15 protein-coding genes and 1 other RNA gene are annotated in these 14,814 nt (G+C 62.6%); 10 read left to right on the forward strand and 6 right to left on the reverse strand.

Annotation, left to right across the window (positions count from 1 at the left end; translation table 11 throughout):
* Window positions 1–7: 7 nt before the first annotated feature.
* The 4 genes from GKZ68_RS09160 to ffs form a co-directional block, all read right to left on the reverse strand.
* Window positions 8–685: a cell division ATP-binding protein FtsE gene (locus tag GKZ68_RS09160; RefSeq protein WP_173113540.1), complete on the reverse strand. Its 678-nt coding sequence runs from the start codon at window positions 683–685 to the stop codon at window positions 8–10.
* Between the two features lie 7 nt (window positions 686–692).
* Complete coding sequence (locus GKZ68_RS09165; RefSeq protein WP_133657927.1) at window positions 693–896, reverse strand: fructose-6-phosphate aldolase; 204 nt, start codon at window positions 894–896, stop codon at window positions 693–695.
* Between the two features lie 100 nt (window positions 897–996).
* Window positions 997–1,653 carry a fructose-6-phosphate aldolase gene (fsa, locus tag GKZ68_RS09170; RefSeq protein ID WP_173113542.1) on the reverse strand — a complete coding sequence of 219 codons (657 nt, stop codon included), beginning with the start codon at window positions 1,651–1,653 and terminating at the stop codon, window positions 997–999.
* 185 nt (window positions 1,654–1,838) lie between these two features.
* An RNA gene (ffs, locus tag GKZ68_RS09175) (signal recognition particle sRNA small type) lies at window positions 1,839–1,935 on the reverse strand.
* 274 nt (window positions 1,936–2,209) lie between these two features.
* On the opposite strand from ffs, the gene guaA reads away from it, so the two are divergent.
* From guaA to GKZ68_RS09190, 3 genes are read left to right on the forward strand one after another with little or no spacing between them, the layout of a single operon-like run.
* Window positions 2,210–3,757 (forward strand): glutamine-hydrolyzing GMP synthase, encoded by a 1,548-nt coding sequence (gene guaA / locus GKZ68_RS09180; protein ID WP_173113545.1) that lies wholly within the window; start codon window positions 2,210–2,212, stop codon window positions 3,755–3,757.
* A gap of 34 nt (window positions 3,758–3,791) precedes the next feature.
* Complete coding sequence (locus GKZ68_RS09185; protein WP_173113547.1) at window positions 3,792–4,442, forward strand: DUF4291 domain-containing protein; 651 nt, start codon at window positions 3,792–3,794, stop codon at window positions 4,440–4,442.
* A gap of 9 nt (window positions 4,443–4,451) precedes the next feature.
* Complete coding sequence (locus tag GKZ68_RS09190) at window positions 4,452–5,174, forward strand: type 1 glutamine amidotransferase (RefSeq protein ID WP_173113550.1); 723 nt, start codon at window positions 4,452–4,454, stop codon at window positions 5,172–5,174.
* 112 nt (window positions 5,175–5,286) lie between these two features.
* Here GKZ68_RS09190 and dgt read toward each other — a convergent pair whose 3' ends face one another.
* Window positions 5,287–6,666: a dGTP triphosphohydrolase gene (gene dgt, locus GKZ68_RS09195; RefSeq protein WP_173113553.1), complete on the reverse strand. Its 1,380-nt coding sequence runs from the start codon at window positions 6,664–6,666 to the stop codon at window positions 5,287–5,289.
* Window positions 6,667–6,868: 202 nt separating this feature from the next.
* Here dgt and GKZ68_RS09200 point away from each other — a divergent pair, with 202 nt between their 5' ends.
* Complete coding sequence (locus GKZ68_RS09200) at window positions 6,869–8,404, forward strand: glycosyltransferase family 39 protein (RefSeq protein WP_173113556.1); 1,536 nt, start codon at window positions 6,869–6,871, stop codon at window positions 8,402–8,404.
* 45 nt (window positions 8,405–8,449) lie between these two features.
* On the opposite strand, the gene GKZ68_RS09205 is transcribed toward GKZ68_RS09200, so the two are convergent.
* The gene (locus GKZ68_RS09205) at window positions 8,450–9,130 is read right to left on the reverse strand and encodes a DUF1361 domain-containing protein (protein ID WP_173113559.1); all 681 of its coding nucleotides are present in this window, start codon (window positions 9,128–9,130) and stop codon (window positions 8,450–8,452) included.
* A gap of 216 nt (window positions 9,131–9,346) precedes the next feature.
* On the opposite strand from GKZ68_RS09205, the gene GKZ68_RS09210 reads away from it, so the two are divergent.
* From GKZ68_RS09210 to GKZ68_RS09235, 6 genes are all read left to right on the forward strand, one after another.
* Window positions 9,347–9,796, forward strand: coding sequence for a tol-pal system YbgF family protein (locus GKZ68_RS09210; RefSeq protein ID WP_173113562.1), 450 nt, complete (start codon window positions 9,347–9,349; stop codon window positions 9,794–9,796).
* Window positions 9,778–11,079, forward strand: a complete 1,302-nt coding sequence (locus tag GKZ68_RS09215; protein ID WP_173113565.1) for an ABC transporter substrate-binding protein — start codon at window positions 9,778–9,780, stop codon at window positions 11,077–11,079. The genes GKZ68_RS09210 and GKZ68_RS09215 overlap by 19 nt, the downstream gene beginning before the upstream one ends.
* A 76-nt stretch (window positions 11,080–11,155) precedes the next feature.
* The gene (hemL, locus tag GKZ68_RS09220; protein WP_173113568.1) at window positions 11,156–12,442 is read left to right on the forward strand and encodes a glutamate-1-semialdehyde 2,1-aminomutase; all 1,287 of its coding nucleotides are present in this window, start codon (window positions 11,156–11,158) and stop codon (window positions 12,440–12,442) included.
* A gap of 43 nt (window positions 12,443–12,485) precedes the next feature.
* On the forward strand, window positions 12,486–13,397 hold the full coding sequence (locus GKZ68_RS09225; RefSeq protein WP_173113571.1) for a hypothetical protein: 912 nt from the start codon (window positions 12,486–12,488) through the stop codon (window positions 13,395–13,397).
* An 87-nt stretch (window positions 13,398–13,484) separates the two neighbouring features.
* Window positions 13,485–14,024 carry a dCTP deaminase gene (gene dcd / locus GKZ68_RS09230; protein ID WP_173113574.1) on the forward strand — a complete coding sequence of 180 codons (540 nt, stop codon included), beginning with the start codon at window positions 13,485–13,487 and terminating at the stop codon, window positions 14,022–14,024.
* 137 nt (window positions 14,025–14,161) lie between these two features.
* Window positions 14,162–14,722 carry a hypothetical protein gene (locus GKZ68_RS09235; RefSeq protein ID WP_173113577.1) on the forward strand — a complete coding sequence of 187 codons (561 nt, stop codon included), beginning with the start codon at window positions 14,162–14,164 and terminating at the stop codon, window positions 14,720–14,722.
* Window positions 14,723–14,814 lie beyond the last annotated feature (92 nt).

A 14,814-nucleotide genomic window follows, 5' to 3' on the forward strand; every position in this document is an offset into this window, starting at 1 on the left:
ATGCGCGCTAGGCCCGCGCCGAATCCAGCAGCTGCCCGTCCTTACACGTAAGCACGCGGTGCGGATATTTTTCCAGCAATTGAAAATTGTGCGTCGCCATTAGGATGGCCGTGCCTGCATGGTTGATTTCGGCAAACAGGGCCATGATGCCGTCGGCCACCTCGGGGTCGAGGTTGCCGGTAGGCTCGTCGGCCAGCAGCAATATGGGCTCATTCAAGAGCGCGCGCGCTATCACCACGCGCTGCTGCTCGCCGCCCGAGAGGCGGTGCGGCATGCGGCCCGCTACGCCGCTCAGGCCCACCTGGGTCAGCACTTCCTGCACGCGCTGCTGCCTGCGGGCCTTGCCGCGCCAGCCGGTGGCGTTGAGCACAAACAGCAGGTTTTCACCTACCGAGCGGTCGCTCAGGAGTTGAAAATCCTGAAATACGATGCCTAGCCGGCGCCTCAAATAAGGCACCTTGCCCACGGGCAGGCTAGCCAGGTCGAAGCCCGCTACCGTGCCCGCGCCCACCAGCAGCGGCAGGTCGGCATACAGGGTTTTGAGCAGCGACGACTTACCCGCGCCGGTACGCCCCACCAAATAGGCAAACTCGCTCTTTTCCAGCGCAAAAGAAACGTTTTCGAGCACCGCCCGCTCTTCCTGGGTGATGGTAGCTCCGCGCAGCTCAGCTATCGGCTCGGTCATGGCAGTTTCAGAGTTCGAGCTTGCGCAGCTTCCCAAATTCCAGCTCCGCAATAACGGCGGCCAGGGGCACTTCCTGGCCTTCGAGGCCGTAGCGGTGCAGGTCTTTGAGCGGCCGGTCGGCCCGGAAATAGGCAATCAGCACGAAATTCTCATCGCGCAGCTGGATATAATCCGGAATCTTGGCCTTGCCTTTTACTTTGATAATGTACACGTCTGTTGAATTATGAATTGAGAATTAGAAATTATGAATTGACAGGTTATGAATCGGCCGTACTCAATTCATAATTCCTAATTCTCAATTCATACTTACCCTAAGCGTTCACCTTTCTATGGTCGGCCAGGAAGGTGGCTAGGCCCTTGTCCGTCAGCGGGTGGTTGAGCAGGCCGGTAATCACGTTGAGCGGGCAGGTCACCACGTCGGCGCCCAGCTCGGCACACTGAATGAGGTGCGGCACGTGGCGCACGCTGGCGGCCAGCACCTCGGTGGCGTAGCCGTAGTTGGCAAAAATCTCAATAATCTGGGCAATCAAACCCAGGCCGTCGGCGCCAATATCATCGAGGCGACCTACGAAGGGCGACACGTAGGTGGCGCCAGCCTTGGCGGCCAGCAGCGCCTGCCCGGCCGAAAAAATGAGCGTGCAATTGGTGCGAATACCCTTGTCGCTGAAATACTTGATGGCTTTCACGCCCTCTTTAATCATGGGCACTTTCACCACAATGTTGGGGTGCAGGTCGGCCAGGGCCTCGCCCTCGCGGATGATGCCCTCGTAGTCGGTGGCAATGACTTCGGCCGATACGTCGCCGTCCACGATGTCGCAGATGGCGCGGTAGTGAGCCAGCACGGCATCGGTGCCCCGGATGCCTTCTTTGGCCATCAGCGAGGGATTGGTAGTGACGCCATCGAGCACGCCGAGGTCCACGGCCTCCTGAATTTCGGCCAGGTTGGCCGTATCAACGAAAAATTTCATTCTTAAGCTGTTAGCTATCAGCTGCTAGCTGCTAGCCGGTTGATTGGGAAACTATTCGGTAGCCAACAGCTTGCCCCTGTTAGCTAACAGCTTATAAAAAAGCCGGCTCAAAGCTACGCGCTGGCTACCTAAACTCGGCAGACGGGCGCGGCTCGGGGCCGGCTGGAAACCACAGGAAAAGACAAAAAAAAGCGAGCCAAAATCGCACCGCTCAACCACCTACCCTTGCTGCCTTCCGGCCCTGGGGGAGTTCAGTAGGAGCTGGTCGTTCTGACTCGCCGGGGCAAAGGTAAGCACAAAGTGAGGCAGATTGAATAGATTTCACAGATTGTGGGTCGGTGCGGCCTACTGGGCGATTGAGAATGAGTGTCTTTAAGGGAGATATTTTTTAGACTGCCCCGCTGTGGCCCGCAAAAATCTGCGCTTTAGCGCAGGCAAACGGCCAGATTAAAGGTAATTTTGCCCCACGGTTGGCCAGCGCCGCGCTGCTCAGAAGCCAGTTTGTTGGCATCCAAATCTGCGAAATCAGCTCATATCTGCGCCAATCTGCGATTTTATGCAGCAAATTCTCATTCTAGATTTCGGCTCGCAGTACACCCAGCTCATTGCCCGGCGCATTCGCGAGCTGCACGTGTTTTGCGAAATTCACCCCTATACCCACGCCTCCCAGCTGGCCGAGCGCATCAGTGCCGGCGACCTGCGGGGCGTTATTCTTTCGGGCTCGCCCTGCTCGGTGCGCGACGCCGACGCGCCCAACCCTGACTTGAGCGGGATACTGGGTAAGGTGCCGGTGCTGGGCATCTGCTACGGCGCGCAGCTGCTGGCCCAGCAGGGCGGCGGCGAGGTGCTGCCCGCCACCATCCGCGAATACGGCCGGGCGCGGCTCACGCGCCTCGACGAAGCGTCGCCGCTGCTGCGCGGGCTGCACGTCGATACGCAGGTGTGGATGTCGCACGGCGACACGATTAAGACGCTGCCGACTGATTATCAAACCATTGCCAGCACGCCCGAAGTGGCCGTGGCGGCCTATAAGCTGCCCGGCCAGGATACCTACGGCATTCAGTTTCACCCCGAGGTGACGCACTCGACCGAGGGCCGGCAGCTGCTCGAAAACTTCGTGGTGGGCATCTGCGGCTGCGACCAGAGCTGGACGCCCGAGCACTTCGTAGACTCGATGGTAGAGGCCCTGCAAACCACCGTCGGCCCCGACGACCAGGTGATACTGGGCCTCTCGGGCGGGGTGGATAGCAGCGTAGCGGCGCTGCTGCTGCACCGCGCCATCGGCCCGCGCCTGCACGGCATTTTTGTCGATAATGGCCTGCTGCGGCAGGATGAGTTTGCCTCCGTGCTGAAGGCCTATGAAGGTCTGGGCCTGAACGTGACCGGCGTGCGCGCCGCGCCGGAATTTTACAAGGCGCTCGAAGGGCTGAGCGACCCCGAGCAGAAGCGCAAGGCCATCGGCCGCACGTTTATCGAAGTATTCGACCGCGAGGCGCAGAAAGTGGAGGGCGCGCGCTGGCTAGCCCAGGGCACCATTTATCCCGACGTGATTGAGTCGGTATCGGTGCACGGCGGCCCGGCCGTGACCATTAAGAGCCACCACAACGTGGGCGGCCTGCCCGAGAAGATGAACCTCAAAATCGTGGAGCCGCTCCGCATGCTCTTCAAGGATGAGGTGCGCGAGGTGGGCGCCACGCTGGGCCTGCCCGGCGAGATTCTGAACCGCCACCCCTTCCCCGGCCCCGGCCTGGGCATCCGCATCCTGGGCGACATCACACCCGAGAAAGTGGACCTGCTCCAGCGCGCCGACGGCGTGTTTATCAACCTGTTGAAAGAGCGTGGCCTCTACGAGCAGGTGTGGCAGGCCGGTGCCATGCTGCTGCCCGTGCAGAGCGTGGGCGTGATGGGCGATGAGCGCACCTACGAGCGCGTGGTGGCCCTGCGCGCCGTAACCAGCGTGGACGGCATGACCGCCGACTGGGCCCACCTGCCCTACGATTTCCTGGCCGACGTGAGCAACCGCATCATCAACCAGGTACGCGGCATCAACCGCGTGGTGTACGATATCAGCAGCAAGCCGCCGGCTACCATTGAGTGGGAATAAATTTGCTGTAGCTGGCTAGCCATGCACCTTACTCATGCACCTTACTACTGAGTTGTATTTGGCCTCGCGGCAATTTTTACCGGTCGATGGGCAACACATTGTTGCCCATCAGACTGAAAATCAAGTGGTAGTTTACCAAGCGTATAACCCAGCTATCGCCCTGTTTGCAGTCGAAAACCAATACCTGGGTGGCCCCAGCTTTAGCTACAGCCGCATGTCGTGGATTAAGCCTAATTTCCTGTGGATGATGTACCGCTGCGGCTGGGCCAGCAAGGAAAACCAGGAACGCGTGCTAGCGCTTTGGCTCGATAAAGTGGCCTTTGAGAAAATCCTTAATCAAGCTGCGTTCTCGACTTTCAGCGCTGGCAACTATGAGTCGGAAGAGGCCTGGAAACAGGAGTTAGCCACCAAAAACGTGCGCCTGCAATGGGACCCGGACCACAGCCCCTACGGCGGCAAGCTCACGCGACGGGCCATGCAGCTAGGGCTCAAAAACGATACGCTGGAACAGTTTGGCAAGCAGCAGGTCAAGCGCATCGAAGACGTCACCGACTTTGTGCTACAGCAAAAAGTACACGTAGATAACCGGCAATTAGCGTATTTGCATGTGCCACAAGAGCGAGTGTACACGGTAGATAATGCCGCGCTGGCGCAAAAAATAGGTCTTTCTACTTGGGCTAGCTAGCCCTACTTCATGCGCTGGCACTGCCTCCAACACCTGCCCGACGAAGGCCCCGGCCACGCCGCCGCGTGGCTGGCCGCGCACGGCCACTCGCTCACATTTACGCGGCTATTCGAGCCCAATCCGACGTTTCCGACCCTAGCGGAATTTGATGGCCTGCTGATTTTGGGCGGCGCGATGAGCGTATATGACGAGGACGAATTTCCCTGGCTAGTCCCTGAAAAGGCATTTTTGCGCGAAGTGCTGCGAGCGGGCACAATCACCCTGGCCATCTGCCTGGGCGCGCAGCTGGTAGCGCAGACCCTAGGGGGCGAGGTGCGCCGCAACCCGGAGCCGGAAATAGGCTTCTGGACGGTGCGCTTCGCGGCCAAGGCGCTGGCGCACCCGCTGCTGCGCGGCTGGCCCGAGAAGGCCACCGTGCTGCACTGGCACGTCGATACCTTCACGGTGCCGCCGGGGGCGGTGCGGGTGGGCATGTCGGCGGGCTGCACGGCGCAGGGCTATCTGTGGGGCGATGGCATTATCGGCCTCCAGTTTCACCCCGAAATGACGGAGGACATGGTGGAGAAATTAATTCATTTCGAAAACCACGAAACGGCCGAGGAAGCCGAATTTATTCAAACCGCCGCGCAGATTCGCAGCAAATTAAAATTGGTGTGGAAAGGCCGGAAATTAATTGAGCAGCTGCTGGAAAATATGGTGGCGCTGCACGAAGAAGAGGTAGCTCCTGCATAAAGAAGAACGTCATGCTGACGAAGGAAGCATCTCGCCCGTGCCGCTAGCTCAACAATGCGAGCGAGATGCTTCCTTCGTCAGCATGACGTTCTATTTATTGGAAATTAACCGCTTAAAATCCTTTCGGCAGCTCAATTCCCTTTATCGTTTTATACAAGCTCAGCGCGTGCTGGTCGGTCATGCCGGCCACGTAGTCGGTGAGCAGCAGAATTTGCTCATAGGCCGAGGCGCCGGCCTGGTGGCCGGTGGCGCGGTATTGGGCGGGCAGCAGGTCGAGCAGCTTGCGCGAACGGTGGTTGTTTTTCGAGTCGAAGATGGCGCAGAGAAAGGCATCGAGCAGGCCGCCGAGTACCTCGAAGCCGGCGGCTTCGATTTCCAGCACCGGGCGCGAGCGGTAAAGTTTCTCAATGCTCAGGCGCTGAATCTCTTGTAGAAACTCGTAGCCGGTCAGCTCTTTCACCAGCGAGGCGTCGTAGGTGCCGGCCAGGATGGCGGGCGCGTGGTAGGCAAAGCGGGTGGCAGTTTCGTCCACGAGCTGGCCGATGAGGGTGGCGCGCAGGTAGCCCAGCTCCTCCTGCCAGTCGCGCCAGGTGAGGCCGCTGCTGCCAGCGCCCTTTGGGCGGGCACTAGGGGCAGCGGCGCGCAGCTCGCGCAGCAGCGCCAGCCCCCGCTCGTGGTCAATGAGGCCGAGCTTAAGGCCATCCTCAAAGTCGATGATGCGGTAGCAAATGTCATCGGCCGCTTCTACCAAAAAGGCTAGCGGGTGGCGGTGGTAAAAGCCAGCCGGGCCGTCTTTGGCTTGCAGGCCCAACTCTTCGGCTACCAGCTTAAAGCGCGGGTTTTCGGCCTGGAAGTGGCCGTATTTCTTTTCGCTAGCCCCGCCTTTTTGCTTCTCGGCGTCGATAACCGACGGGCGCGGATACTTGGTAAATGCCCCGAGCGTGGCATACGTTAGCCCCAAACCCGCCGAGCCGCTGCTGAGCGCCGGGTAGGTGTGGGTGAGAATGCGAAAGCCCGCGGCATTACCCTCAAAGTGCTGCAAGTCACTTTGCTGCGCGGCGCTGAGCCCGGTAATGAAGCGCTCGGCGGCGCGGCTGGCGAAGTAGGCCGAAATGGCATCTTCGCCCGAGTGGCCGAAGGGCGGGTTGCCAATGTCGTGGGCCAGGCAGGCGGCAGCCACGATATCGCCGCAGTCCTGGGCGAAGTCGGGCAGCTCGGCAGTTAGGCTGGGGTCGTTCTCGAGCACCCGGCGGGCCGAGAGGCGGCCGAGCGAGCGGCCCACGCAGGCGGTTTCGAGCGAGTGCGTGAGGCGGGTGTGCACGAAGTCGGTTTCGGGCAGCGGCATTACCTGGGTTTTGCGCTGCAAGCGCCGGAAGGCCGACGAGAATACTACGCGGTCGTAGTCGGCCAGGTAGGGCGAGCGGCCGGGCGTGGGCACCTCGGCGGGGCGGTCGGGGTAGCGGCGGGTGGAAAGCAGGCGGGACCAGGACATCAGAAAGTGAGCAGTAAATAGTGAGCAATTGCACAGAAAAGCTTCTGTCATTGCGAGCTTGCGCAGCAATCGTTCCTTGTCGCCAGCGGCGATACTAACCCAACGAAAGCGGCCGGCAAGAAACGATTGCTGCGCAAGCTCGCAATGACAAACGGGTTTACCGTTCACTGCTTACTGCTCACTATTCACTGCTCACTGAATTATGAAGCACCGCCTACCCCTGCTCTTCGCCCTTGTCAAGTTCATTGCGAGCCTGGCGCTGGCGGGCTACGGCACCTACGAGCTGCACCGCGACGAATACCTCTACCTCGACTACGGCCACCATTTAGCCTGGGGCTACATTGAGGTGCCGCCCCTCACCGCGCTGCAAAGCTGGGTAACGCTGGCGCTAGGCGGCGGCTTTTTCTGGGTAAAATTCTGGCCGCTGCTGTGGGGCAGCCTCACGATTTACGTGGTGGTGCGGCTGGCCCGGCGGCTGGGCGGCGGGCCGTGGGCGCAGGCGCTGGCCGGCGTGTGCTACCTCACCACGGCCTACGGCCGGCTCAATCTTCTTTTTCAGCCTAATGCCTTTGAGGTATTTAGTTTTACGCTGGGCACCTACCTGCTGGTGCGCCACGCGCAGCCCGATGGCCGGCCGCGCCACCTCTACTGGCTAGGGTTGGTGCTGGGCCTGGGCATCTTGAATAAGTACACCACGTTCTTTTTTGGGGCGGCCGTGCTGGTGGCATTGCTGCTCACGGCGCCGCGCACGCTGGGGCGGCGGCCGGCGTGGGTGGCGGCGGGTATTGCCTTGCTGGTGGCGGCGCCGACGCTGATTTGGCAGGTGGCGCATGGGCTGCCGTTTCGCCACCACATGGCCTTGCTGCACGACGAGCAGCTGGTGCATGTCACGGCTGCCGGGTTTTGGAAAGAGCAGCTGCTACTGTGCTTTGCGGCGCTGCTGGTGTGGGTGCCGGGGCTGGGAGCGGCGTTGCGCGGGCGGCCGCAGCCGGCGGCCCGGGTGGTGGGGCTGGTGTACGTGGTGGGGCTGCTGATTATAACCGTGCTGCACGGCAAAAGCTACTACGGCCTGGGCTACTACCCGGCGCTGTTTGCGGTGGGCGCGGTGTGGTGGCAGGCGCGGGTGGCGCGGCCGGGCCTGCGCGCGGTACTGCTCGGGCTGCCGCTGCTGCTGTGGGCGCCCGTCGTGCGCGATATTTTCCCGATTCTGCCGCCGGCCGCAATGGCGCGCCTCAGCCAGCGGCCGCTGCATCAAAAGCTGGGGCTCACCCGCTGGGAAGACGGCGAGGCGCACCCTTTGCCCCAGGATTTTGCCGACATGCTGGGCTGGCGCGAGCTAGCCGACAAAACCTGGCTAGCCTACCGGGCTTTGCCCGCCTCAACCCGGGCCCGCACCCTCATCAAGTGCGACAACTACGGCGAGGCCGGCGCCATCAATTACTACAACCGCGACCGGGCTATGCCCGCCGCCACGAGCTTCAATGGCAGCTATTTGTATTGGTTTCCGCCGTGGCCGGCGCGGCCCTACCACCATTTATTGCTCATTGGCGAAGGCCGCCCTGGCGAGTTGGTGCCCTACTTCGAGCGCTTTGAGAAAGTGGGCGAAATCACCAATCCCTACGCCCGCGAGCGGGGCCTCACCATTTACCTGGGCACTGGCCCTAGCCCGGCGCTGCTGGCCCGCGCCGCCGCCGAGCACCGCGCCGGGCTAGCCGCCTGGGAGGGCAACTTGCAATGAGAAAAAGCAGGTTTCGGGCGGTTAGTGCGTGCCCCGGCAAATGCCTCATTTCTCCTTCCTGACTCCTAATTTCTGGTGCTGGCCCAGCAGGCGCACGGTAGCGTAGGCGATGAGCAAAAACGCCCAGAACACCACCGTTACGCCCCAGGTTTGCCAGTTGTGAAAGGGGTGCAAGAACCGCTGCACGATGTCGTAGGCCAGCGTGAAGGGGTTGTCGAGAATATCCCAGGAGTTGTAGCGCAGGTAGCGGCCCAGGTACACACCGAAGGCGCTCAGGCCTAGCGCTACCGTTACGAAGCCCCAGCCGGCCCAGAAGCCCAGGCGCTGGCGCACCAGCCCGTGCATATCGAGCAGCGAGGCGAAGGCCAGCATCAGCCCGTTCCAGGCGCACGACATGATGAGCGCCAGGTCGTACCAATACGGCACGCCCGCGTGCGGCACCAGGTGAAAAAGGTCGGTAACGAGGTAGGGCGCATTGGGAAAAAACAGCAGCCACACCGCGCCCACCGGCAGCAGCAGCCGCGCCTGGGGCGGCCGGGCAGCCAAGGACAGGGCCGCGCTCAGGGCAAACGGGATGGCGGCCAGAAACAAATTCCAAAGCAGAAACAGGAATAGCGGCCGCCCGGTAATGAGCACACGGGCGGCGATGAGCACGAAGCTCAGGGCCAGCGACAACCCCAGCACAAACAGCAGCGGCAGGCGGCGGTGCAGGGCAGGCAACGACATAGGCATGGTCAGGTACATCGGCGGGATGAGGTAAGAAGTAAACGGGGCGGGGCAAGCCTGAGCCCTGGCTTTTCTGGCGCGGCCGGGCGCCGGAACCTTCGCCAGGGCTTTTGCCGGCCGGTACTAAGGTAGGCAAGGCCGGCGCGCGGGTTGCTTTTCGGGCCCTCCCCGGCCGGGCGTACCTTTGCGGGGGCCAACCTTGGCTTTCTTTCACGCATGACCTACTTGTACCGCGTCGTTGCCCACTTGCCGTGGCAGCGGCTGCTTGTGTTGCCGCTGCTGCTGCTGAGCCTGGGCGCCGCCGCTCAGGGCCAGCTTACCCGCTACCGCGCCGGCAAAACCCAGCTCGACCAGGGCCACTACGCCGTGGCCATGCAGGAGCTGGAGCCGCTGGCGCAGCCCATCAATCACTTTACCCAGGCCGCCGACGCGGGCTACCTCTACGCCGTGGCCGCCACCCGGCTGGGCCAGTGGGCCGAGGCCGAGCAGATGCTCAACCTCATCCGCAACCAGTACCCGACCTACGCCAGCCTCAACGAGGTGCTGTATCTGCAAGGCCAGGTGTCGTTTGAGCAGGGCGACTACGACACGGCCCTGCGCACGCTGGGCCAGCTGCCCGCCGAGCAGTACGCCGCCCCCGCGAGGCCATGCAAGCCAGCTATTTAGCGAAGCTGAAAGACCGCGCCACCTGGCAGCGCCTCCAGAAGCGCTACCCGCAAAGCAAGCTCATCGGCCGCTATTATGCTGACTACCTGCTTGGTAGTGGCACCCTCGCCGACGCCGACCGCCAGCAGCTCGATGCCCTCGTGACGCAGTTTAAGCTCGACCGCAGCCGCTACGCCCCGGCGCTAGCCCCGGCGGCGCCAGCCGCGCCCAGGGCCCAGCCGCGCAAAGGCACCTACAACATTGGGGTGCTGCTACCCTTTGAGCTGCAAGATAATAGCTGGCAAACCCAGCGCCGCAACCAGTTCGTGACCGACCTCTACGCCGGCCTGCGCCTAGCCCAGGACTCGCTCCAGCGCGCCGGCCACCCAGTGCAGCTATTTGCCTACGATACCGGCGCCGACACCCTCACGCTCAAAGGCGTGCTCGCCCTGCCCGAGCTGGCGGGCCTGGACCTGCTCATCGGGCCGGTGTATAAGTCGGGCGCCAGGCTGCTGGCCCGCTACGCCCGCGAGCACCAGATTATCTGCATCAACCCGCTGTCGCAAGATGCTGATTTAGTGGCCGATAACCCGTATCATTACCTCTATTCGCCCAGCGCCGCTACCCAGGCGCGGGCGGCGGCGCAGTTTGCGGCCGTGTCGTTTGGCACCGGCCGCCCGGCCGTGCTGCTGCACGAAGACAGCAAGGACGAGAATGACTTTGCCGCTGCCTACCAGGCCGCCTACGAGGCCGCCGGCGGCCACATCACGGCCAGCCACGCCTTTCGGCCCGACGACCCGGCTAGCCTAAGCGCCGCCTTTTTGCCCGCCGAGCTGACGGGGGCTAGCCACGTCGTGGTGGCCTCCGACAACCGCAAGGCCGGCCCGGCTGCCTTCACGGCGCTCGGCACCGTGCCCGCCGCCAGCCGCCCCGCCCTGCTGGTGCCCGGCACCTGGCTCGACAATCCCAGCCTGGGCGTGGGCCAGCTCGGCAGCGCGGGCGTGTATTACTACCACCCCAAGTATTTTGATAAGAATGGCCTGGGCTACCGGCGCTTCCGGCAGCTCTACCTGGCCAAGCAAAACCTGCCGCCGTCGGTGTTTGCCAGCCAGGGCTTCGAGCTGCTGCTGTTTTTTGGCAATGCCTTGCAGCAGTATGGCCCAGCTTTCCAGGGTGGGCTAGCCAGCGCGCCGGTTCAGCCGGGCGCCATCTTCGAAGGTCTCTCCTACCCCGGCGGCGCCCACGACAACCAGGCCGTGCCGCTGCTCAAGCTCAGCAACTTGGAGCCGCAACTACTGCGGTAGGCAGCTGCTTTTTTGCCCTTGTCATTGCTAGCGCAACGCGACAACCGATTAACAATCAGCGATTATCACTCAAACAATGACTATTTCCGAATCTCTTTTCGCCCGTGCCCAGGAGCTTATACCGGGTGGCGTGAACTCGCCGGTACGGGCTTTCCGCTCGGTGGGCGGCGCGCCCGTGTTTATGCAAGCCGCCCAAGGCGCCTGGCTCACCGATGTCGATGGTAACCAGTACGTTGATTTCATCAACTCGTGGGGGCCGATGATACTCGGCCACGCCTTCGCGCCGGTGCAGGAGGCCCTGGCCAAGGCCCTGCCCGACTCGTTTTCGTTCGGCGCGCCCACCCGGCGCGAGGTCGAGATGGCCGAGCTGCTCATCGAGATGGTGCCCAGCCTGGAAAAAGTACGCCTGGTAAACTCCGGCACCGAGGCCACGATGTCGGCCATTCGGGTGGCGCGCGGCTACACGGGCCGCAACAAAATCCTCAAGTTTGAGGGCTGCTACCACGGCCACGGCGACTCGTTTCTGATTGCCGCCGGCTCGGGCGCGCTCACGCTCGGGGCCCCCGACTCGCCGGGCGTGACGCAGGGCGTGGCCCAGGATACCCTCACGGTGCCCTACAACGACCTGGCCGCCGTAGAGGCCGCCATCGCCGCCAACCCCGGCCAGATTGCCACCATCATCATCGAGCCGGTGGTGGGCAACATGGGCCTGGTAGCGCCGGCCCGCGGCTTCCTGGCCGGCCTGCGCGGGCTGTGCACTCAGCACGGCATTGTGCTGCTATTCGACGAAGTAATGACGGGCTTCCGGCTAGCCCCCGGTGGCGCGCAGGAGCGCTTTGGCGTGACGCCGGATATGACGACGCTCGGCAAAATCATCGGCGGCGGCCTGCCGGTGGGCGCCTACGGCGGCCGGGCCGACATTATGAACCAGGTTGCGCCGGCCGGCAAAGTGTACCAGGCAGGCACGCTCTCGGGCAACCCCCTGGCCACCGCCGCCGGGCTGGCCCAGCTCCGCTACCTGCACGAGCACCCCGAGGTGTACCAGCAGCTCGAAGCCACCAGCACCCGCCTGGCCGACGGCACCCGCCAGATTGCCAAAGAGTTAGGCCTGAACTACACCGTCAATCAGGTGGGCTCGATGTTCAGCTTGTTTTTCACGCCTGAGCCGGTGACTAATCTGGAAGACGCCAAAAAAGCGGATTTGCCGGCCTTTGGCCGCTACTTCCACGCTATGCTGCAGCGCGGCATCTACCTGGCGCCGTCGCAGTTCGAGGCGCTGTTCATCTCCACCGCCATCACCGACGAGCTAGTCGAGAAGTACCTCACGGCCTGCCGCGCGTCGCTTATCGAGGCGCACGCCTAATTTCTTAGCGCCAACTTTGCGAAACTTCGCGCTACATTTTCTCATGCGTTATCTGCTCAAGCTGCTTTTCTTTCTGCCGTTGTTGGCCCAGGCCCAGACGCCCGCCGAAGCCAACAAGCAGCTCTTCGACCGCACCATCGACGAGTTGAATTTTCGCACCTTCGAGACGGTGTACGACAAGCACTTCACGCGCCAGAAATACCCCGCTAGCCTGCGCACCGCCGCCGCCCGCCGGCAGTTTGCCAACTTCGAGAACAACGCCGAGCTACAAAAGCTCTTTCTCAACTACAACGGCGTGGCCGAGCGCTACAAGACGCATTTTGGCACCGGCCCGCTCACGCAGGCCGAGTTTGAGAAGCAGCTCAACTCGGTGCTGCGCGACCGCAATTTTGAGTTTTTCATCCGGGGCCTGCCGCGCGATGAAAAGTCGGCGCTCATTCGCACCGAGCAGCGCACCATCAAGCAGGCCGTGGCGCAGTTCAACGCCAGTGGCGCTACCGCTGCTAAGCCCGCCCCCCAGCCCGAAGAGCCCCTGGCCGCGGCTGCGCCGCTCACCACCAACGGCCCCGCCCCCGGCGACGCCGAGCCCGCCGCCACCGCCACGCCCGAACCCGAAGTTCGGGCCACCGCTCGCCCCGCGCTTAGCGAGGCCGAGCCCACCAGCGCCGGCCCCGGCTGGGTCGGCTACTTCACCCTGCTGCTGAGCCTGGGCTCGTTTGGTCTGCTGCTCTACACCGTGGCTAGCCTGCTGCCCGAGCTGCGCCGCCTGCGGCGCCGCGTGCGCGACCTCGAAGCCGAGCAAGCCTACTACGCCGCGCCTGACGGCGGCGAAGCGGCCGACGAGCCCACGCCGCCCGCCGGGCGCGGCCCCGGCTTTTTCGACCGCTTCCGCCCGCAAGCCACCGGTGAGTTGCCCGCCGACAGCTATGACGACCAAGACGATGAGCACAATTGATTACGAATTATTATGGCTGTTTACTTATTTACAAGCAATATTTCACAATAAACAAGCCACCATCAACCTTTACTAATCTCTGATTTCGTGATTCTGACCGACCAGCAAATTCGCGCCGAAATGGAGCGCGGTACCATCGTGGTGCAGCCCTACGACCCTAGCTGCCTGGGTACCAACTCCTACGACGTGCACCTGGGCCGCTACCTGGCTACCTACGACGACGCGGTGCTCGACGCCCGCCGCCACAACAAGATTACGACTTTCGAAATGTCGGCCGACGAAGGCTACGTGCTGCAGCCGGGCATTCTTTATCTCGGTGTAACCGCAGAATACACCGAAACCCACGCCCATGTGCCTTTCCTCGAAGGCAAGAGCAGCGTGGGCCGGCTAGGCATCGATATTCACGCCACCGCCGGCAAGGGCGACGTGGGGTTCTGCAACCACTGGACGCTGGAAATCAGCGTGTCGATGCCCGTGCGGGTCTACCCCGGCATGCCCATTGGCCAGCTCATTTATTTCTCGCTGCAAGGCGACGTGCAAACGTTTTACAACCGCAAGCAGTCGGCCAAGTACAACGACCGCACCGACCGCCCGGTGGAAAGCATGATGTGGAAAAACCAGTTTTAGGGCCTGGCTAGGCCCGCTAAACCACTCAACCCGGCCAGCGGCATCTGCGTTAAGAAGGCTAGCCAGCTAGCGTGCTACCCAGTTTTGCTGGCACGCTAGTTGGCTAGCCTTTTTCCTACCTCACGTTTTGCCCGCCAATGAAATCTGCTTTTGCTCTGCTACTGCTGGCTGCTACGCTTACGGCCCGTGCCCAGCAGGTGGCGCCCGACCAAGGCCCGTCGGCGCCCATACCTCAGGATAAAACCCAGCCCAGCCCCCGCCTCAACGCCGCCGTGAGCGACCGCGCCGAGCACCTAAGCGACCAGATGACCCGCGACCTGCGCCTCAACGGTTACCAGGCCGCCCGCCTGCGCACCATCAACGCCGATAAAATCACTAAACTAGAAGCTGCTGAGCGCCAATACGCTAAAGACCCTAGCCAGCTTGATAAGCAGTCGAAAGCCATTGGCCGCGAGCGCGACGCCGAGCTGCAAGCCGTGCTCACCACCGACCAGTATACCGACTATTTCGACGCCCGCAAGCGCTACGCCCAGGCCGACCACGACTACGCTCACAATGCCTCGGCCGCCATCCTGGTGAACTCGGTGCAAAACCCTAGCCCGGTGCGCGCCAACAATGCTACTATTGTGCCCACCAAAACCAAGGATACGCGCCGCGCCGGCGAGCCCTTTGGCCGCACCCTCCGGCAGCAGCCCTAGCCAAGCTTGCAAACCAGCCTGCAAAAAAGCCGCCTTCCCAATCTGCCAGGCAGGTTAGGAAGGCGGCTTTTTTTATTACTACCTGACGGCGC

Source organism: Hymenobacter sp. BRD128, from assembly GCF_013256625.1.
In the GTDB taxonomy this organism is placed as follows: domain Bacteria; phylum Bacteroidota; class Bacteroidia; order Cytophagales; family Hymenobacteraceae; genus Hymenobacter.

Bases quoted from the DNA above. Each gene is read 5' to 3' on its own strand.
- GKZ68_RS09160 (WP_173113540.1), bottom strand. From the start codon at position 685: ATGACCGAGCCGATAGCTGAGCTGCGCGGAGCTACCATCACCCAGGAA.
- fsa (WP_173113542.1), bottom strand. From the start codon at position 1,653: ATGAAATTTTTCGTTGATACGGCCAACCTGGCCGAAATTCAGGAGGCC.
- guaA (WP_173113545.1), top strand. From the start codon at position 2,210: ATGCAGCAAATTCTCATTCTAGATTTCGGCTCGCAGTACACCCAGCTC.
- GKZ68_RS09185 (WP_173113547.1), top strand. From the start codon at position 3,792: ATGCACCTTACTACTGAGTTGTATTTGGCCTCGCGGCAATTTTTACCG.
- GKZ68_RS09190 (WP_173113550.1), top strand. From the start codon at position 4,452: ATGCGCTGGCACTGCCTCCAACACCTGCCCGACGAAGGCCCCGGCCAC.
- dgt (WP_173113553.1), bottom strand. From the start codon at position 6,666: ATGTCCTGGTCCCGCCTGCTTTCCACCCGCCGCTACCCCGACCGCCCC.
- GKZ68_RS09200 (WP_173113556.1), top strand. From the start codon at position 6,869: ATGAAGCACCGCCTACCCCTGCTCTTCGCCCTTGTCAAGTTCATTGCG.
- GKZ68_RS09205 (WP_173113559.1), bottom strand. From the start codon at position 9,130: ATGTCGTTGCCTGCCCTGCACCGCCGCCTGCCGCTGCTGTTTGTGCTG.
- GKZ68_RS09210 (WP_173113562.1), top strand. From the start codon at position 9,347: ATGACCTACTTGTACCGCGTCGTTGCCCACTTGCCGTGGCAGCGGCTG.
- GKZ68_RS09215 (WP_173113565.1), top strand. From the start codon at position 9,778: ATGCAAGCCAGCTATTTAGCGAAGCTGAAAGACCGCGCCACCTGGCAG.
- hemL (WP_173113568.1), top strand. From the start codon at position 11,156: ATGACTATTTCCGAATCTCTTTTCGCCCGTGCCCAGGAGCTTATACCG.
- GKZ68_RS09225 (WP_173113571.1), top strand. From the start codon at position 12,486: ATGCGTTATCTGCTCAAGCTGCTTTTCTTTCTGCCGTTGTTGGCCCAG.
- GKZ68_RS09235 (WP_173113577.1), top strand. From the start codon at position 14,162: ATGAAATCTGCTTTTGCTCTGCTACTGCTGGCTGCTACGCTTACGGCC.